Below are 19,230 nucleotides of genomic sequence, written 5' to 3'. Positions count from 1 at the left end.
ATGTTAAAGCGGACTTTTGAATTTATTAAACTCTTTGCTAAACGTTACTCGGAAAATAACATTGCAATTTCAGCAGGTTATCTGACGTATAGCACAATGCTTGCGATTGTGCCGTTAATTATGGTGCTGTTTTCAATGTTTACGTTTTTTCCTATTTTTAATGAGGCAAATGAGCAGTTAAAAGCCTTTATTTATGACAATTTTGCTCCAAATGCAGGAGAAATGATATCGCAATATATTGAGCTATTTGTGAGTAATTCCCAAAAAATGGGGCTAGTGAGTATTATCGGTTTATTTGTTGTAGCTATTATGTTGATCAAAAGTATTGACGAAACCTTGAATACGATTTGGCACAATAGTAAAAGCAGACCAATTTGGTTTTCTTTTTTGCTCTATTTTGCGATTCTACTTTTTGGCCCATTACTTGCTGGTGCTAGTATTGCAATTAGTACTTACGTGATGTCATTGGCTATTTTTAACGGGACAGGTACTTTGTCTATCGGGCAATATTTGTTGGAGTGTATGCCGTTTTTGTTGATTTGGTTACTCTTTTCGTTGGTTTATAAGTTTGTTCCAAATGCTAAAGTAGAATTTAAACACGCTGCATTTGGGGCATTATTAGCAGCGATTTTCTTTACCTTAGGAAAACAGGCTTTTATTTGGTATATCACTACTTTCCCTTCTTACCAAGCTATCTACGGTGCATTAGCAGTGTTACCGATTATGATTGTTTGGATTCACTTGAGCTGGCAGGTGGTGTTACTTGGCGGTCAATTTGCTGCTATTTTAAAAGAGATTAAAGAGGATAAGGAATACGATGATAGGCTTAATTCAGAGAGTTAAATGGGCTAGAGTAGAAGTAGAAAACCAAATTGTGGGTGAAATTAAACATGGTTTATTAGTCTTACTTGGTGTTGAACAAGATGATGATGAGGTGAAAGCAGATAAACTACTGGAAAAAGTGCTAAATTACCGTGTTTTTTCAGACGAGCAGGGCAAAATGAACCTCAATGTTCAGCAAGCTGGCGGCGGTTTGTTGGTAGTTTCACAATTTACGCTAGCAGCCGATACTAACAAAGGTTTACGCCCAAGTTTCTCTAAAGGTGCAAAACCTATGGATGCTGAGCGTTTATACAATTATTTTCATCAACAAGCCAAGCAAAAAATCCACACGCAAACAGGGCAATTTGCTGCCGATATGCAAGTAAGCCTACAAAATGACGGTCCGGTAACTTTTTGGTTACAGGTTTAGAAAATATCTTATTTGAAAAGTCTGGGCAGACCTGTCTGCCCAAATAATCCTAATAAGCTATTTATTTCGGCAATTTCTGGCAGTTTGGACAGAAAAAGCTGTTACGCTGCCCGATCACCTTGGCTTCAATCGTGCTACCACAATCATTACAACTTTCACCTTTTCGTCCATATACTTGCAGCACTTGAGCGAAATAGCCCGGTTTTCCATCCGGTTGAATGAAATCTTTCAGTGTAGTGCCACCTTGAATAATTGCTTTGGTTAGCACTTCTTTAATAACTTTTACTAAGCGTTCGCACTGTTTTTGAGTCAGATTCTGTGCTGCTAATTCGGGGTGAATTCCCGCCATAAACAGACTTTCGCAAGCATAGATATTGCCCACGCCAACTACCACTTCATTAGTCATAATAAAGGTTTTACAAGCGGTCGTTTTTTTGCGACTTTTTGCAAAGAGATAATCTGTCGTAAAGGCTTCAGAGAGTGGCTCCGGCCCTAGTTTACGCAGCAGTTCGTGTTCTTCTGCTTTTTCTGTCCAAAGCCAGCAGCCGAACTTGCGTGGATCGTAATAACGCAAGATAGTGCCATTTTCAGTAACAAGATCAATGTGATCGTGCTTTCCGGCTTCTTTTTGTTGGACTTCTTTTAAGATCCCCAGCGAGCCGGACATGCCCAAATGCAGCAAAATATCGCCTTGAGTAGTTCGGATAATGAGATATTTAGCTCGTCTTTCTACAGCATGGATTTTTGCATTTTGCATAGTGATAATTTCCGGGCTTACCATCCAACGCAATTTAGGTTGGCGAACAATAATCTGCTTTATCGTTTGCCCCACCAAATAAGGTTCTACACCTCTCACGCTTGTTTCAACTTCGGGTAATTCAGGCATTGTTTTCTCCTAAAAAGTAGGCAGTGAATTATCACTGCCTTGACTTGATTTATGCTTTTCTGCTGATAAGTGGATGTAGTACTGCTCCAACTACACAGCCAATAACGGCAAAAGGTAACCACTCCATAGAATAGGCTTTCAGTGGTAAATTCTCAGTAAATCCTACACCGGCAACCGAGGCAATCGCAACGACTGTTACCAATAAAAGCGATAGGCGTTGTGCGGTAAGAGGCAGCTTAATCACTAAATTAATTAACAGCATAAAAATGATAGTCATCGCAATCGGATAGAGCACTAATAGCACAGGAATAGATTTACTGATTACTTCTTTTAAACCTTGGTTTGCGATAATAAAGCTAATAACGGTAAATAGTACCGCATAAACTTTGTATGAGATTTTGGGGAAAATCTCATTAAAATATTCGCTGACAGATACCGCTAAGCCTACAGCAGTTGTTAAGCAAGCAAGGGAAACGATAATACCTAATACAGCACGTCCGAGTTCACCAAAAGCTTGGGTAGTAATGGTGTTGAGAATATAGGTTCCCATATCCAATTTTTTCTCAGCAAGCATTGCCAGCGTTTCTGCACTCATAGGAATGTTATTCCCAATCCAGCCTAATCCAATATAAATTACCGCAAGAGCTACTGCTGCCACTAAGCCTGCGGCAACGGTTTGTCTTTGTAGTGAGGCTTGGCTAACACTTTTGCCTCGAATGGCATGGAGTACAATCACTGAGTAGGCTAATGAAGCAAGCGCATCCATAGTAAGGTAGCCATCCACCATGCCTTTAAAGAAGTAGGATTGCTCAGTCGGCTGAGCCGTTGCTAATGGGCTGTCACCGGTTAAAATCATGCTTGCCCGTACCACTAAGGCAATAATAGCGATGAGTAAAATTGGGGTAAGTACTGCACCGATGCGATCGACCACTTTAGTCGGATTAATCGCCAACCAAAGAGTAAGGGCGAAATAAACCAGGGTAAAAATCAGCATGGAAAGTTGGCTTGATTCCCCTAAAAACGGCATTAAGGCCATTTCGTATGCAGTTGCCGCGGTACGAGGTCCGGCAAAAAATGGTCCGATTGCCAGATAAATAGAAATTAAGAAAATCAGCGAAAAATAGGGGTGGATTTTGTCTAGCGCTGATTTATAGCCACCATTATAGAATGCGCTAACCACAATGCCCAATAACGGAAGACCAACACCTGTTAATACAAAACCTGAAATAGCAGATGCAAATTCCGCACCGCTTTCAAAGCCCAATTTTGGCGGAAAGATTAAATTCCCCGCCCCGAAAAAAATGGCAAACAGCAAAAAGCCGACCACTAAGGTATTTCTAGTCATAACACATTTACACTTTTTTGCCTGCTAAAGGAGGCAACAACACAAAATAAAAAACGATAAAACCGAACTTTGTAATATTTACAAAGTTCGGCTGAAAAAAGACCGCTTGTTACAGCTTAGCCCATGTATAAACCACCATTCACATGAATGGTTTCACCATTGATGTAACGAGCATCATCTGAGGCTAAGAACGCTACAGCTTTAGCGATATCCTGTGGTGAGCCGAGTTCACCTGCAGGGATTTGGCTTAAAATAGCATTACGTTGATCTTCGTTTAATTCATCGGTCATATCTGTTGCGATAAAGCCCGGTGCTACTACGTTTACTGTAATGCCACGACTAGCAACTTCTTTTGCTAACGATTTTGAAAAGCCTACTAAGCCGGCTTTTGCTGCACAGTAGTTTGTTTGACCCGGGTTACCCATTGAGCCAACCACGGAGCCAATACTGATAATACGACCGCCTTTTTTCATCATTGGGCGTAACACAGCTTTGGATAAGCGGTAAACAGAAGTGAGGTTGGTTTGGATAATATCGAACCAATCATCATCTTTCATACGCATTAATAAGCCGTCACGGGTAATACCGGCGTTGTTTACTAACACATCAATATCACCAAAGCTCTCTTTGATTTGTTTTAACACTGAATCAATAGATTCTGCATCAGCAACATTTAATACTAAGCCTTTGCCGTTTTCGCCTAAGTAAGCAGAAATTGACTCGGCACCTTTTTCTGAAGTCGCGGTACCGATTACGGTATAACCTTTTGCGACTAATTCTTCGGCAGTCGCTTTACCGATACCACGGGTTGCACCCGTGACTAATGCGATTTTTTTTTGCATGTTTTGTTCCTTTTGAACTTATATTGACGTAGGGGCGGGTTTTAACCCGCCCGATATAGGTCTATTTTGCATGGGAGGGTTAAAACCCGCCCCTACGATTAAAATTCCAATGCCTCGAATGAGGTTAAATCATTCACCGCTTTAGCATTTAATTCTTTTACAATACGGCTTGTTAAGCCTGTTAATACTTTACCCGGCCCGATTTCGTATAAAGTGGTAACACCGTCTTGAGCCATTTTCTCGACCGTTTCCGTCCAGCGAACAGGGCTATACAGCTGGCGCACTAATGCGTTGCGAATTGCTTCTGCATTAGTTTCAACTGCAACATCCACGTTATTGATAACCGGTACAAGCGGTTGATTTAGTGTGATATTTTGCAAAGCTGCTTCTAATTTTTCTGCCGCTGGTTTCATTAATGCACAATGTGAAGGCACGCTTACGGCGAGTGGTAAAGCACGTTTTGCTCCAGCTGCTTTACATAATTCGCCTGCTTTTTCCGCTGCGGCTTTCGTACCAGCGATTACCACTTGACCAGGGCTGTTGAAGTTTACTGCTGACACAATTTCGCCGGTCTCGCTTGCTGCTTGCTCACATGCCTTAATAATCGCCTCATTATCCAAGCCGATAATCGCAAACATCGCACCGCTGCCAGCAGGAACAGCTTGTTGCATTGCATTACCACGCAATTCGACTAATTGAATTGCATCTTGGAAATTTAACACGCCGGCACAGACTAATGCGGAATATTCACCTAAACTATGACCAGCCATTACAGCCGGTTTTTGCTCAGGGAATTTTTCTTGCCATACACGGTAAAGTGCAACCGATGCTGCCAATAAAGCCGGTTGTGTGCGTTGAGTTTGACCTAAATCTTCAGCTGTACCGTTTTGTACTAAATCCCATAAATCATAGCCTAAAACCTCACTTGCCTCAGTAAATGTTTTTTCTATGATAGGAAATTGTGGTGCAAGATCAGCAAGCATACCAACAGCTTGTGAGCCTTGTCCTGGGAAAACCATAGCAAATTTTGACATTGTTTTTTTATCCTCTTTTTGAAATTTTAGTGATCAGTTCCCCTCTTTAGCAAAGCGGGGTTAGGGGAGATTTGGCAGTATCAATTAGCGAAGTGAGAGAAAAAATAGTGTTCCAATAAAGCACATTACATTAACGGCAGCTATTTTCTCCATTTATCACTTCTGTCAAATCTCCCCCTGCCCCTCTTTTCTAAAGAGGGGAGCTTGTTCATTGGAGCATTAACAGCTACACCATAGTCTAATCCGGCGAATAATAAAGTTTCCCGATTTCAATTCGCTCACGACCTGTTTCTAATCGCCATTTGTTGGAATCACGTAAGGAATAGACGCAGCCGCAATACTCTTGTTGGTAGAAACGTTCACGTTTGCTGATCTCGATCATTCGTTGCGAGCCGCCACCTTTACGCCAGTTGTAGTCCCAATAGACCACATCATCAAATTTTGATGCTGCACGGTGGCCACAGTCGTTGATCTGGTTCATATCTTTCCAGCGAGAAATGCCTAAACAGCTTGTAAACACCGGGAAGCCGTTGTTGTGAGCATATTCTGCCGCTTTTTCAAAACGCATATCAAAGCACATCGTGCAGCGAATGCCACGCTCCGGCTCCCACTCCATGCCTTTGGCTTTTTGGAACCACTCACGGCGGTCGTTTTCGTAGTCGTCATCGAAGTCGATAAACGGAATGCCCCATTTTTCGGCAAAGCGGATATTCTCTTCTTTGCGGATTAGGTATTCCTTCATTGGGTGGATGTTTGGGTTGTAGAAGTAGATGGTAAATTCAATACCGGAGGCATGAATCGCTTCCATCACTTCGCCCGAGCAAGGCGCACAGCAGGAGTGGAGCAGCAGTTTGTTATGTCCGTTCGGAAGACTCAGCTTTTCACGCACAAACGGGGCGTTTGGGTCTTTTTTCTGATTTTGCGCACGGCGACGGGCACGGACGCTTTCAATATGTTCTTGGGGCTGTTGGTTTTGTTCTGTCATTTTTTCGTAGGGGGTGGAGTTTAACCCACCCGAAATTCTATTTATATGGTGGGCGGGTTAAAACCCACCCCTACAAGCGGTTAAATTTAGCTGATTTTTTGCAAATCAATAGGAACGATCGACCGACAAATACGCCAGTGAGATCAGTGCCTGTTTATATTCACTTTCTGGCAATACAGCTAAAGCATCTACTGCTTTTTGGGCTTCTTCACGGGCTTTTTGCATGGCGTAATCCAAAGATTGATATTCTGCCATAATTGCCAAGACGTCAGGAATTTGTTCCAATTCGCCACCGTTTTCAATAGCTTTACGAATGAGTTCGACTTGAGCTGTATTACCGGCTTTATCGGCAGCGTGCATTGCGTGTAGTAACGGTAGGGTTGGTTTTCCTTCTACGAAATCATCTCCTACATTTTTACCTAAACTTTCACTTTGGGCAGAGTAATCTAAAATATCATCAATCAATTGGAATGCAGTGCCTAAATAGCAACCATAAGCTTTTAACGCATTTTCGATTTCTTCACTTGCTCCTGCTGCAATAGCAACACATTGAGTAGCTGCTTCAAATAGACGTGCGGTTTTATTATATATTACACGCATATAATTTGCTTCAGTAGTGTTTGGATCGTTTACATTCATTAATTGTTGAACTTCACCCTCTGCTAAAGCATTTGTAGCCGCAGACATGACTTTTAGCACTCTAAGTGAATCTAAATCTGTCATCATTTGGAATGAGCGTGTATAGATATAATCACCTACCAACACACTTGCTGCATTGCCAAAAGAGGCATTCGCAGTCGGTCTGCCACGACGCATATTAGATTCGTCTACCACATCATCATGTAGAAGGGTGGCAGTATGTACAAATTCAATAAAAGCCGCCGCAGTAATGTGTTTTTTACCTGTATAATTCAATGCTCTGGCTGCTAATACTGCAATTAAAGGGCGAATGCGTTTACCGCCACCGGCAATAATATAATGTCCTAACTGGTTTATCAGTAAAACCTCCGAATTAAGTTGTGCCAGAATTTCAGCATTCACTGCTTGCATATCTTCTCTAGCAAGAGCGTGGATTTGTTCCAAAGAAAAGCGCATTGTCATCGAACCTATTAATTTTTTTAAGATGAAAATTGTGTCAATTCTACCTTAAATTAACCTTTGTTCAAAAAAGAATTGCGGTTTTCTTATAAAATCGGACGAGTCATTTCATCTTTTAAAACAGCAAGCAGTCTGATTTTCGAAAAATTTTGCTAATTTAAAAAAATTATCAAAATCTCACTTGCTCTTTTTTTCGTTTTTCCGTAGAATTGCAGCCCTATTTTTATGAATTAATTGAGTGCCTAAAAGCAAAAGCAATTGGCACGTAGCGGAGTAAATATGTACGCAGTTTTCCAAAGTGGCGGCAAACAACACCGAGTAAGTGAAGGTCAAGTAGTTCGTTTAGAAAAACTTGAAATCGCAACCGGTGAGAAAGTTGAGTTTGACTCAGTGTTAATGGTCGTTAACGGTGAAGATGTTAAAATTGGTGCACCTGTATTAGCTGGTGCGAAAGTAGTGGCTGAAGTTGTAGCACAAGGTCGTGGCGATAAAGTTAAAATCGTTAAATTCCGTCGTCGTAAACACAGCCGTAAACAACAAGGTCATCGTCAGTGGTTCACAGAAGTGAAAATCACTGGGATTCAAGCATAATTTCAGAGGAGATCAAGTAGATGGCAACTAAAAAAGCTGGTGGTTCAACTCGTAACGGTCGTGATTCTGAAGCTAAACGCCTTGGTGTTAAACGTTTCGGTGGTGAATCTGTATTAGCAGGTAGCATCATTGTTCGTCAACGTGGTACTAAATTCCACGCAGGTACAAATGTAGGTATGGGTAAAGACCACACTTTATTTGCAACTGTAGACGGTAAAGTTAAATTTGAAGTGAAAGGCGAAAAGAGCCGTAAATACGTGAGCATTATTGCTGAGTAATCATTTCAACATGAATTATAAAAACCTCGCTTTTGGCGGGGTTTTTTACGTTTAGCATCAGTGCTCGATTTTTTATATAAGGAAAAAAATGAAACAACAACGACCTTTATTAGGTTTTGCTTTTGCCTTAATTACCGCTATCGCTTGGGGAACTTCACCTATTGCGACACAGCAAGTAATGGCAGTTATGAATGCGCAAACACTTGTTTGGTTTAGATTTCTAGCTGCTGCATTGGGGTTGTTATTCATTTTAGTTTTTACAAAAAAATTACCTAACTTGGCCGCTTGTAGAAAAAAAGATTTCGGATTGCTCATTTTAGGGGTGCTAGGATTATCGGCGAATTTCTTTTTATTTGCACAAGCATTGTATTATATTTCTCCGACAACTAACCAAGTATTATGGCTATTGGCACCTTTTACTATGATTTTACTTGGTGTATTTCTTTTTAATGAAAAATTTGGTTTTTTTCAGAAATTGGGTTCGAGTCTACTAATTCTGGGGTTGATTGCTTTTTTTAATGATAAATTCAGCGAGATTTTGCAGTTAAGTACTTATACGTTAGGGATTTTATTCAGTATAGGTGCAAGTTTTGTATGGGTAGTTTATGCTCTTGCCCAAAAATTGCTATTGGCTCAATTTAAGGCACAACAAGCATTAATGCTTATCTACTTTGGCTGTGCAATCACAATGTTCCCTTTTTCTGCACCCTTACAGATCGCCAACATTGAGGGTGGATTTCTCTGGGCGTGTTTTATTTTTTGTTGCTTGAATACGGTAATTGGTTATGGAGCTTATAGTGAAGCACTTAATTATTGGGATACATCTAAAGTCAGTGTTGTGACTACTATGCTGCCGATTTTTACTATGACTTTTTCGCTTATCGGTCATTATTTTTTTCCGGATATCTTTATTGAACCTGACATGAATTGGATTAGCTATATAGGGGCTTTTGTGGTGGTGACCGGAGCAATTTTAGCCATTTCGGGCGATAAGCTATTTAGGCGTATTTAATTGCAAGCGGTTATAAATTAGTAACAATTTACAACCGCTTTTGTTTAGATCACTCCTAAGGTTTCAAGGGCGTATAAGATCCCATCTTCCTCAATTGGTTTGGTTACAAAGTCCGCCACTGCTTTTAATTCAGGTTCGCCATTTCCCATTGCAACTCCGAAGCCGACAGTTGGTAACATTTCTAGATCATTAATCCCATCACCAAATGCCATTGAGCTTTCAATATCAATATTGAGGTGTTCTAATACATCTTTTATACCTCGGGCTTTTGAGTTTTCTTTTCTTAAAATATCGACCGCATAGGGGTGCCAGCGAGCCTCTTTTAAATCATTTGCAAAAAGTCCGCTATTTTCAACCGCTTGTTTTTGACCTTCAGGATAGAACAGAAGCATCTGAACTATGGCTTCTCTTTCTTGGATATCTTTTTTGTGATAGTTAGGATCGATTAGATAATTTGGGGTAATCGGTAACACAGCTTCGTGTACGATGGGGTTAGTATCTGAAACTGCAATCGTCATTGGTGTAACAAAGGCGTAAATAATCCCCAATTCATTCGCTTTCGTGATAATTCGCTCAATTTGTTCGCAGCTTAAGGAATAATCACTAATTATCTGGTCTTTATAGAAATTATATTGCCCGTTAATGGTGACAAAAAGCTCAAAGCCGGTTTCCGGATTAAGATAAGGTTGTAAGGCTTTGGGGAAGCAGCCGTGATTCCGTCCGGTGGCGATAGCAGGAATGATGCCCTTTGCTTTCAAGCGAGGCAGAACTTGTTCTGTGATAGATGCCGGAATATAAGTTTTATGTTTAACATATAAAGTGTCATCAATATCGAAAAAGACAATTTTTATTGGTTGTTTTAGGGATTTCATCTACTTTTCCTTTTATTTGAACAATGGAAAGATTTTACTCTTTTTTCGAGCAATGTCACAAAAATAGTCCGAAAAAACAGCCGTAATTTTGATAATCTGCAAAGAAAAGGAGGGGATGTGGGGATATTAGGCTTTCGTTGTTTTCATTGTGATAGACCTTTAAATATTGGAATCCATGGTTTTTGCACCAGTTGTCAGAAATTAATTAAAAACCGGCCTTATTGCGGGCATTGTGGAATGAGTTTGAGGGAGAATCGACAGTCTTGTGGTTATTGTTTACGAAATGAGCCGAAATGGCATAAGTTAGTACGTGTTGCAGAGTATCATATGCCACTTTCTCATTGGATTCATCGCCTTAAATTTCAGTCTCAATATTGGTTAGATCAGGCTCTTTCTCGTCAATTACTGCTTGCGATTAAAGAAGCCCAGCGAGAAAGAGGGCTTGTTCTGCCAGAGGTGATTATGCCGGTACCACTATTTTGGCAGCGAAATTGGTCAAGGGGATTTAACCAAGCAACATTGTTAAGTCAATGGCTGGCAAAATGGCTACAAATTCCGTTAGATACGCAAAGTTTAACTCGAAATCGTGCAACAACTTCTCAGCGTGAGCTAACAGCACATGAACGGCGAAAAAACTTACGTGGAGCATTTGGTTATCATCCTTTAAAGGCGTATAAACGAGTTGCTATTGTTGATGATGTCATCACCACAGGCTCAACGCTGAATGTGATTTGTGTAGAATTATTAAAAGCGGGAGTTGAGGAAATTCAGGTTTGGACATTAGCTAGAGCTTAATGATTCTTTTCTTATAGTAAATAATTTATTTTATAAATATCATATTATCAATTTAAAGATTTTAAATTAGAATTCGCACCTTAAATTTATTTACTTTTATTTAACAAATTTCACAATTAAGGAAAGCGTTATGAATTCAACTTTAGACAAATTACAACCACTTGCTCTTTTAATTACTCGAATTGTTGCAGGTTATATGTTCCTACTTCACGGTACAGCAAAATTCTTTGAGTTCCCAATGTCAATGACCAATGGAAACGGTAGTGTACCACTTTTCTCAATTTATGGTGCCGGCGGTATTTTAGAGATTGTTGGCGGTACATTCTTTATTTTAGGGCTATTTACTCGCCAAACTGCCTTTATCCTTTCGGGTATGATGGCGTATGCATTTTTTATTATTCATGGTGCTCAAGGTAATGTTTTATTACCATTATTAAATGGCGGGGAGTTGGCAGGTGTATATTCAGTATTATTCCTCACTTATATTTTTGTTGGTGGCGGTAAATATTCATTAGATGCAAAATTATTCAATAAGGCATAACCGTACTTATTTAAGCTGACAAGCGGTCATATTTGGTAAAATTTTTACTAAATATGACCGCTTGTTTTTTAATGGATTAAATTAAGACATTTGCAAGCGCAATACCGACTAAACATGCAGTGATAACACCGATTAAACCTGGTGCCATAAAACTGTGGTTGAAGTAGTATTTTCCGATTTTAGTTGTGCCTGTTACGTCAAAGTTTACTGTTGCGATATCTGAAGGATAGTTTGGAATAAAGAAGTAAGCATAAGTTGCAGGCATTAAACCAACTAATAGTGGGGCTGGTAAGCCCATGGCGATACCGACAGGTAATAGCATTTTTGCTGTAACTGCTTGGCTATTTACTACGACAGAAACTGCAAAGAGTGCGAAGGCGAATGTCCAAGGTTGGGCTTTAACCATTTCAGTTACGCCTTCTTTAAACGCAGGCATGGCGTAGGTAAAGTAAGTATCACTCATCCAAGCGATACCGAAAATGGCAATTGCCGCTACCATACCGGATTTAAATACAATACCATTTGGTACTTTTTTCGGATCGGTTTTAGTTAAAACTAAAATTAAGCCACCGAAAGTCAGCATCACGATTTGAATGATTTGATCCATTCCTGCTACTTTGCTTGTTGAGGCAACAGTTGGTTTGATAGATGGCATCATCGCAATCGCAACAATAGTTGCAATTGCCGCTAGGAATAAATAAACCGAATTTTTCGCACTTGCCGGGAGCTGCTCATCTAAAGAGGTAGCACTGGTTTCCTCAATTTGTTTACGTAATTCGGGGTCTTTCATACGGCGTTGATATTCAGGATCATCGTCCAACTCTTTACCACGACGTAAGCTGTATAAAGACATTGCAATCACACCACAAAATGTTGCGATAATAGTTACCCCAACTACATTTAATAATGTCACCCCTTCAAAGCCCGGTAATTTGGTTATTTCTGTTAAGTAATAGGCAACTGCTGCAGATAACGGGCTACCTGTAATCCCTAACTGGGAAGCGACAGAAGCTGCTGCCATCGGACGTTCCGGGCGGATTTTATTTTTAAGGGCAATATCACCGATAATTGGCATAATGGAGTACACAGAATGACCAGTACCTAGCATTAAGGTCATAATATAGGTAACGAGCGGGCCTAAAAAGGTAATACGTTTCGGATTACTACGTAAAATACGCTCTGCGATTTGTAGCATAAATTTTAAACCGCCGGCGGCTTCTAAAATAGAAGCACAGGTGACTACGGCTAAAATAACCAGCATTACACTAATTGGTGGCGCTGAAAGTGGCATTCCGAGGAAGAATACTTCCACGAATAAACCTATTCCTGAAACAACCCCTAAGCCGATACCACCATAGCGGCTACCGGCATATAAAAAGGCTAATAAAAGCAAAAATTCTGCATATAGCATATAGAACCTCAAATATAAAATTAAAAAATAATCACTAGGTTGCAGTTTACTCCTAGCCATTTCCGAATACTTTGAATTAAATCAAAAATAAATAACTCTATAAGGGTAGATGTCATAAAAATTTAAGCGATATGATTGTATATTGTACAATATGAAAAAATTGAGGTTATATAGACAAAAAAAGTACAGCCTTGATGGTATTTCTTGGCTTTGATAAACTACATTCGATAAGCATTTAAATATAACTGCTTTGTTGCATAATTATTCATGGTGAGGTGTGTATGCGAAAATATGCGTATTTTTTGGTGAATGTTTTTGCCGAGAGCCATTTTGGGGGTAATCCACTCGCTGTCTTTTATGAGGCAGATGGATTAAATGATGCTGAAATGCAGTTGATTGCTCGTCAATTTAATTTATCTGAAGTCGTGTTTGTTCAATCTTCTCCCTTGCCGCAAGCGGTTAAAAAATTAAAAATTTTTACACCTGATTACGAAATGCCGTTTGCCGGTCATCCGACTGTGGGAGCGGCATTTGTTTTACATTCTCTCTTACATTTACCTGCTGATTACTTCCTACAAACTAACGCTGGTTTAGTTGAAATTCAACATCAAGGCGAGCTCATTACATTTGCTATTAATCATGGTGCGGAAGTAGAGGACGCGCCTTTAACTAAAGAGGAATGTGCTGAAATTTTAGGATTAACTGTCGATGATATTGCTTCTTCTCCTAGCTGGGTAAATACAGGTGCCGCACAATTATTAGTTGAGCTATCTTCTGAACAAGCGGTCAAAAATTGCAAAATAAATGCAAATCTCTTTATAGAAAAGGCGGTGTCTAAAGATAACATTCCGCAAATGTACGTTTGGTTTAGAGAGGCTCAGCAGGCAAAAGTGCGTCTGTTTTTTAGTAGCCAAGGTGCAGTGATAGAAGATCCGGGAACCGGCTCAGCTGCGGCAAATTTAGGTGGTTGGCATGTTAAACAAAGTTTAACACCGCTCGAATTAAGGATTTTACAAGGCGATGAAATGGGCAGGCCAAATCGCTTATCCTTAAAAGTAGATGAGACAAATACTATTTTTGTGGGGGGAAAAGTAATTCAAGTTGGAAAAGGGGAATTTTATTTACCTTAAAATTATTTCTATAGAATGAATTTTTATGCAATAATAAAGCATAAATATAATTGGGTTTTACAGGGAGAACATAATGGCATTTAATTTAAAAAACAGACATCTTTTAAGCTTGGTAAATCATACCGAGCGGGAAATCCGCTTTTTGTTAGATTTAGCACGTGATTTAAAACGGGCGAAATATGCAGGCACAGAGCAACAAACTTTAAAAGGCAAAAATATCGCTTTAATTTTTGAGAAAACCTCGACTCGCACACGTTGTGCTTTTGAAGTAGCAGCTTACGATCAAGGGGCTCATGTAACCTATATTGATCCAACTTCCTCACAAATCGGGCATAAGGAATCTATGAAAGATACTGCCCGAGTGCTTGGCAGAATGTATGATGCCATTCAGTATCGTGGTTTTAAACAATCGGTGGTACAAGAGTTGGCAGATTATGCCGGCGTGCCGGTGTTTAACGGTTTAACGGATGAATTCCACCCAACCCAAATGTTAGCAGACGTTCTAACAATGATTGAAAACTGTGAGAAACCGTTAAGCCAAATTAGCTATGTGTATATTGGTGATGCTCGTAACAATATGGGAAATTCGTTGTTATTAATTGGGGCAAAATTGGGTATGGATGTGCGTATTTGCGCACCTAAAGCTTTATTACCTGAAGCTTCATTAGTTGAAATGTGCCGGAAATTTGCTGAGCAATCTGGGGCGCGAATCACTGTTACTGAAGATATTGATACAGCAATAAAAGGCGTTGATTTTGTCCATACCGATGTATGGGTTTCGATGGGCGAGCCATTAGATAGCTGGGGGGAGCGTATTAATTTATTAATGCCTTACCGTGTCACACCTGAACTAATGAAAGCAACAGGCAACCCGAAAGTGAAATTTATGCATTGTTTACCGGCTTTCCATAATAGCGAGACCAAAGTAGGTAAAGAGATTGCAGAAAAATATCCTGAGTTAGTAAATGGCATTGAGGTAACAGAAGAGGTGTTTGAATCACCGGCTAATGTGGCATTTGAGCAGGCGGAGAACCGTATGCACACGATTAAAGCGGTAATGGTGGCAAGTTTAGCTTAGTTTTAGCTGATTAAAAAACGGATTATCTAAAAAGATAATCCGTTTTTGTTTTTGGTCTTACTTCAACATTAAATAGTTTGTTCTAATGCTTTCAACTACATAGCCAGTATCTTCAATAAACCTTAATTCGATATAATTTAGTGATAATTCCGCGTTACCCAAATCGAGTTTAAGTAAATCAGCCTTAACTTTATCTAACATATCTGTTTTATGGCGTTCGTTCATTGATAAATTATGCTTATCAAAGACTTTCTTCACTGCATCGTTAATATTAAATTTGATATTCGGCTCAATACCTGAAAATTCAATAATAAACTCAGTTGGCGTTTCTTGAATTTTATCGCACTCTTGGTTGATATTTTCATACTTATCTTGTTTGTTTAAGGTTTTGAAATCATAAGCTTGGCTGATTAATTTTTTGCACTGTTTATTATCAGCCGCATGATTATTGAGACGATTTGGACGATAGTATCTCAAATTGAAAATAATATATTCTTGAGCATTTTTCATATCGTCTCTAGTTAATCGAATAAATTCGGAATTGCTTGCTTCAAAAGTAGCTGAATCATAATTTCTTTCACTTGTTTTATAGATCAGGTCATAGCCTGATTCTATGCCATATTTTTGCTTAAATTGTTCGACAGTATATTCCTTTGCAATGTAGCGAATCATTGAGTCTAAATGCTCAATTTCATCACGGTTTTCACCTAATGCTTTTTTATGTTCAAGCACAGCTTGTGTGTCGATTTTATTATTAGCATCTAATAATTTATGTTTTACTAAATAGCTATCTAAACGTTGGGTTTGATCTTCACGGGCGATTTCTTGTGGATCTAGAATAAAGACTGAAAATAAAATTACTACAATTGAGATAACTGAGAATAAACGATATTGTGCCAAGCTTTTTGAAATTAATAAGCTGTAGCAGATAGAGAGTGTAATAGTACCAATTACCAAATAAATGCGTGCTTCGGTTAAGCCATAGTGATTTAATCGAATGTAAATTGCATACCAAATTAAGGCTAACGGCAATAATGCTAAGTAAGCGAAGTAACGGTAGAACCATTGCCATTTTGCATTTTGTAACAATAATTGCACCGCTTGTATTGCCAAACCAAGGGTTAAATAAGGGAATGCAACGTTTGCAACCACACCATTTGGCATTTGACCTTGTAAAGCAATAAAGACCACATAAGCGTAAATAATAGCAGTGTAGATAATCAAAGCCGGTGATAAAATCCAATTCAGCAACATTTCACCTACACGATTTAAATAGGAGGAATCATTGGCAGAATGTTGATTCTCAAGGGTTAAAAAAAGAACGGGGAACGCCCAAAGGATAGAAAACACCCAAAACTGTTTGAAAATAGTGTAGTCGTATTTATTAAGATTAAACAGCTCTGTAATGGCAAAAGTAATACAACTGAGAGCACCAAAAATAATGGTAGCGAGGACAAAAGCAAAGGTGATATTCACCAACTTATTGGTCATTTGACTGACGAAATTATAGTTATTTTTATGCCAATGCTGGCTAATCAAACAGAGGAAAGTACAAAGTACTACTGCCCAATAGCGGGAATCTTCTAAAAGCTCAAGTTTGATATCGCTATAAAACAGTGCGGTTGCAATCGGCAACGGAATTAAGAACCAGTAAGCCTTTGTATTACGAGCCAAATAAAGCACAATAAAACAAATCGGGGCAAGAGCAATTAAATTATGAAATGCGTTGAATAAATCATAATGACCAACATTTGGCATTAATATTACTGTGACATAGGTTACAAATAAAATTTCAATCGGATGCTTGATGATCGCATTTTTAATCATCACACTAAAACGTTGTAGTTTGCTAAACATAAATATCTCCTATTTAATGAATATGCTTTGCAGTATAACAAAATCAAATTTTACTTTAAAGCGTAAAGTGAAGCTTTTCGCTTTATTTTAATTGATTGTTTATTAAATAATCAGGTGTTGAATAATAAGAAAGCCTATAGTTTATTAAACTATAGGCTTTCTTATTTATAACCAACCCTTACGTTTAAAGTAAATGTAAGGTGCAGATGCAGCGAGAATCATTAAACCAATCGCCATTGGATAGCCATATTTAAAATGTAATTCAGGCATAAACTCAAAGTTCATACCGTAAGTAGAGGCAACCAATGTCGCCGGTAGGAACATTACCGACACTACTGAGAAGAATTTCATAATACGGTTCTGCTCAATATTGATATAACCCATTGCCGCTTGCATTAAAAAGTTCACCTTCTGGAATAACGATTCATTATGCGGCTGCAGAGATTCAATATCTCGCATAATATCACGGGCCTGTTCAAGTTGATTATTCGGCAACCGTGTTTTACGCAGTAAGAAACTTAAGGCACGTTGGGTATCCATCAAACACAAACGTACTTTTGAGCTGGCATCTTCAAATTCAGTTAAGCGAGAGAGGGCATCGTTAAAGTTATCCTGCTCACGTTTACCATCTAAAATCACACGGCTTAACTTTTCCAAATCGGCATAGACTTCTTCAATTACATCGGCTAACTGCTCAATTTTGGTTTCAAATAAGTCAAGTAAAAGCTCATAAGCATTACTGTCGATCAGCTTTTCGCGGCGTGAACGCATACGATATAAACGAAATGCGGGCAAATCGCGATCACGAAGAGTAAATAAGCGCCCATCACGGATGGTAAAAGCAACGGTGGCAATATCAGCGTAGTCTTCATCATCCAAACAATAGAAAAAAGAGTGAAGGTGTAAGCCGTCTTCGTCTTCAAAGAAACGAGCAGAAGCTTCTAAGTCTTCTAATTCGTGTTCTTCTGCAAGGGTTTGATCTAAACGGTTCTCTAGCACGCTTCTTTCTGCATCAGAAGGGTCGATAAGATCTATCCAAATCGCATCATTGAGCAAAGTTGGGTTAGTTTCATCAACGCTGGTTAAACGTGCGTTGTCTAATGCAAAAGCACGGATCATTGTAATCTCCAAGTGGTTAGGAGGTAATGACAAAAAGGAACAAAAAAGATACTAGGCGAGCATTACCGACCTTGTCGGTAACGTTGAGGTTAGACAAGATAGGTTTAAATAGCGAGTAAGTATCGACTGTGACTGTCCAAATGTGTAATCCTCAAGAAAAAATAGTGTGCGAATGTTACAGAATTTGGCTTTTCTAGTCAAGTCAGAGCCAAGCAAGCGGTTATTTACTTAGAAATTTTTGCAAAATTTTAAGGAAAAACGACCGCTTTTTTGCTATGGTTACACCAAAATTTTGAGAAAGAGAAATTGACTATGAATGATGAGCAACAATCCGAAAAAAATGAGAGCCTAAGCTCACAGGTGGAGACCACTCATTTTGGCTTTAAAACTGTCGCAAAGGAAGAAAAACAGCAACTTGTGGCAAATGTTTTTCACAGCGTGGCAGGAAAATACGATTTAATGAACGATTTACTTTCATTTGGTATTCACCGCGTTTGGAAACGTTTTACCATTGATTGCAGTGGCGTTCGTAAAGGTCAAAAAGTGTTAGATTTGGCCGGTGGAACGGGCGATTTCACTGCGAAATTTTCTCGTATTGTGGGGGAAAGCGGCGAAGTGGTGCTAGCTGATATTAACAGTTCAATGCTCGAAGTTGGGCGGGAGAAATTACGCAATTTAGGCGTAGTTGGCAATGTGAGCTATGTACAGGCGAACGCTGAATGTTTGCCGTTTGCCGATAATACCTTCGATTGTATTGTGATCAGCTTCGGCCTACGAAATGTGACTGATAAAGATAAAGCTCTTCGCTCAATGTTGCGTGTGTTAAAACCAGGCGGTCGCTTGCTGGTGCTGGAATTCTCCAAGCCGATTATTGACCCAATCAGCCAGCTTTATAATTTCTACTCCTTTAATATTTTACCGAAAGTAGGCGAAGTGGTAGTAAACGATGCGGAAAGTTACCGCTATTTGGCGGAATCTATCCGTATGCACCCGAAACAAGATGAATTGAAAGCAATGATGGAAAATGCCGGCTTTGATAGCGTCAATTACTACAATTTGAGTGCTGGTATTGTGGCATTGCATCGTGGTTACAAATTTTAAGAA

Annotated in this window: 20 protein-coding genes; 10 read left to right on the top strand and 10 right to left on the bottom strand. The window is 39.3% G+C overall.

Features of this window, described 5'->3' with window-relative positions; all coding sequences use genetic code 11:
* Nucleotides 1-843 carry a virulence factor BrkB family protein gene (locus A4G16_RS08695; RefSeq protein WP_165889545.1) on the top strand — a complete coding sequence of 281 codons (843 nt, stop codon included), beginning with the start codon at nucleotides 1-3 and terminating at the stop codon, nucleotides 841-843.
* Complete coding sequence (dtd, locus tag A4G16_RS08690; protein WP_165889544.1) at nucleotides 818-1,252, top strand: D-aminoacyl-tRNA deacylase; 435 nt, start codon at nucleotides 818-820, stop codon at nucleotides 1,250-1,252. The genes A4G16_RS08695 and dtd overlap by 26 nt, the downstream gene beginning before the upstream one ends.
* A 61-nt stretch (nucleotides 1,253-1,313) precedes the next feature.
* Here dtd and mutM read toward each other — a convergent pair whose 3' ends face one another.
* From mutM to ispB, 6 genes are all read right to left on the bottom strand, one after another.
* Nucleotides 1,314-2,138: a bifunctional DNA-formamidopyrimidine glycosylase/DNA-(apurinic or apyrimidinic site) lyase gene (gene mutM, locus A4G16_RS08685; protein ID WP_165889543.1), complete on the bottom strand. Its 825-nt coding sequence runs from the start codon at nucleotides 2,136-2,138 to the stop codon at nucleotides 1,314-1,316.
* Nucleotides 2,139-2,187: 49 nt separating this feature from the next.
* On the bottom strand, nucleotides 2,188-3,483 hold the full coding sequence (brnQ, locus tag A4G16_RS08680; protein WP_165889542.1) for a branched-chain amino acid transport system II carrier protein: 1,296 nt from the start codon (nucleotides 3,481-3,483) through the stop codon (nucleotides 2,188-2,190).
* 116 nt (nucleotides 3,484-3,599) lie between these two features.
* Entirely contained in the window at nucleotides 3,600-4,325 is a 726-nt protein-coding gene (gene fabG, locus A4G16_RS08675) for a 3-oxoacyl-ACP reductase FabG (RefSeq protein WP_165889541.1), read from the bottom strand.
* Nucleotides 4,326-4,423: 98 nt separating this feature from the next.
* Nucleotides 4,424-5,359: an ACP S-malonyltransferase gene (gene fabD, locus A4G16_RS08670; protein WP_165889540.1), complete on the bottom strand. Its 936-nt coding sequence runs from the start codon at nucleotides 5,357-5,359 to the stop codon at nucleotides 4,424-4,426.
* 238 nt (nucleotides 5,360-5,597) lie between these two features.
* Nucleotides 5,598-6,344: an epoxyqueuosine reductase QueH gene (locus A4G16_RS08665; RefSeq protein ID WP_165889539.1), complete on the bottom strand. Its 747-nt coding sequence runs from the start codon at nucleotides 6,342-6,344 to the stop codon at nucleotides 5,598-5,600.
* A 105-nt stretch (nucleotides 6,345-6,449) separates the two neighbouring features.
* Entirely contained in the window at nucleotides 6,450-7,445 is a 996-nt protein-coding gene (gene ispB, locus A4G16_RS08660; protein ID WP_165889538.1) for an octaprenyl diphosphate synthase, read from the bottom strand.
* 276 nt (nucleotides 7,446-7,721) lie between these two features.
* On the opposite strand from ispB, the gene rplU reads away from it, so the two are divergent.
* The 3 genes from rplU (at nucleotide 7,722) to A4G16_RS08645 (ending at nucleotide 9,323) form a co-directional block, all read left to right on the top strand.
* The gene (rplU, locus tag A4G16_RS08655; RefSeq protein WP_027073587.1) at nucleotides 7,722-8,033 is read left to right on the top strand and encodes a 50S ribosomal protein L21; all 312 of its coding nucleotides are present in this window, start codon (nucleotides 7,722-7,724) and stop codon (nucleotides 8,031-8,033) included.
* A gap of 20 nt (nucleotides 8,034-8,053) precedes the next feature.
* Complete coding sequence (gene rpmA, locus A4G16_RS08650; protein ID WP_027073588.1) at nucleotides 8,054-8,311, top strand: 50S ribosomal protein L27; 258 nt, start codon at nucleotides 8,054-8,056, stop codon at nucleotides 8,309-8,311.
* Between the two features lie 88 nt (nucleotides 8,312-8,399).
* Complete coding sequence (locus A4G16_RS08645; RefSeq protein WP_165889537.1) at nucleotides 8,400-9,323, top strand: DMT family transporter; 924 nt, start codon at nucleotides 8,400-8,402, stop codon at nucleotides 9,321-9,323.
* Between the two features lie 44 nt (nucleotides 9,324-9,367).
* On the opposite strand, the gene A4G16_RS08640 is transcribed toward A4G16_RS08645, so the two are convergent.
* The gene (locus tag A4G16_RS08640; protein WP_165889536.1) at nucleotides 9,368-10,195 is read right to left on the bottom strand and encodes a Cof-type HAD-IIB family hydrolase; all 828 of its coding nucleotides are present in this window, start codon (nucleotides 10,193-10,195) and stop codon (nucleotides 9,368-9,370) included.
* Nucleotides 10,196-10,312: 117 nt separating this feature from the next.
* On the opposite strand from A4G16_RS08640, the gene A4G16_RS08635 reads away from it, so the two are divergent.
* Entirely contained in the window at nucleotides 10,313-10,990 is a 678-nt protein-coding gene (locus A4G16_RS08635) for a phosphoribosyltransferase family protein (protein ID WP_165889535.1), read from the top strand.
* A gap of 130 nt (nucleotides 10,991-11,120) precedes the next feature.
* Nucleotides 11,121-11,531, top strand: coding sequence for a DoxX family protein (locus A4G16_RS08630; protein ID WP_165889534.1), 411 nt, complete (start codon nucleotides 11,121-11,123; stop codon nucleotides 11,529-11,531).
* 76 nt (nucleotides 11,532-11,607) lie between these two features.
* Here the strand turns inward: A4G16_RS08630 and A4G16_RS08625 are convergent, their stop codons facing one another.
* Nucleotides 11,608-12,942: an anaerobic C4-dicarboxylate transporter gene (locus tag A4G16_RS08625; RefSeq protein ID WP_165889533.1), complete on the bottom strand. Its 1,335-nt coding sequence runs from the start codon at nucleotides 12,940-12,942 to the stop codon at nucleotides 11,608-11,610.
* Between the two features lie 281 nt (nucleotides 12,943-13,223).
* Here A4G16_RS08625 and A4G16_RS08620 point away from each other — a divergent pair, with 281 nt between their 5' ends.
* Together A4G16_RS08620 and A4G16_RS08615 are read left to right on the top strand one after the other, a co-directional pair.
* Nucleotides 13,224-14,072, top strand: a complete 849-nt coding sequence (locus tag A4G16_RS08620) for a PhzF family phenazine biosynthesis protein (RefSeq protein WP_165889532.1) — start codon at nucleotides 13,224-13,226, stop codon at nucleotides 14,070-14,072.
* A 73-nt stretch (nucleotides 14,073-14,145) separates the two neighbouring features.
* A complete protein-coding gene (locus tag A4G16_RS08615) occupies nucleotides 14,146-15,150 on the top strand; it encodes an ornithine carbamoyltransferase (protein WP_165889531.1) in 1,005 nt (334 codons plus the stop codon).
* Nucleotides 15,151-15,207: 57 nt separating this feature from the next.
* Here the strand turns inward: A4G16_RS08615 and A4G16_RS08610 are convergent, their stop codons facing one another.
* Both A4G16_RS08610 and corA read right to left on the bottom strand, forming a co-directional pair.
* Complete coding sequence (locus tag A4G16_RS08610; protein WP_165889530.1) at nucleotides 15,208-17,007, bottom strand: DUF4153 domain-containing protein; 1,800 nt, start codon at nucleotides 17,005-17,007, stop codon at nucleotides 15,208-15,210.
* 165 nt (nucleotides 17,008-17,172) lie between these two features.
* Nucleotides 17,173-18,126 carry a magnesium/cobalt transporter CorA gene (gene corA, locus A4G16_RS08605; RefSeq protein ID WP_165889529.1) on the bottom strand — a complete coding sequence of 318 codons (954 nt, stop codon included), beginning with the start codon at nucleotides 18,124-18,126 and terminating at the stop codon, nucleotides 17,173-17,175.
* 312 nt (nucleotides 18,127-18,438) lie between these two features.
* Between corA and ubiE the strand changes: the two genes are divergently transcribed.
* On the top strand, nucleotides 18,439-19,227 hold the full coding sequence (gene ubiE / locus A4G16_RS08600) for a bifunctional demethylmenaquinone methyltransferase/2-methoxy-6-polyprenyl-1,4-benzoquinol methylase UbiE (protein ID WP_027073598.1): 789 nt from the start codon (nucleotides 18,439-18,441) through the stop codon (nucleotides 19,225-19,227).
* The last annotated feature ends 3 nt before the right edge of the window (nucleotides 19,228-19,230 follow it).

The sequence above is a fragment of the Mannheimia granulomatis genome (assembly GCF_011455695.1).
In the GTDB taxonomy this organism is placed as follows: Bacteria; Pseudomonadota; Gammaproteobacteria; order Enterobacterales; family Pasteurellaceae; genus Mannheimia; species Mannheimia granulomatis_A.
The sequence above is the reverse complement of the archived record's forward strand: the minus strand, read 5'-3'. Positions and strand labels throughout refer to the sequence as shown.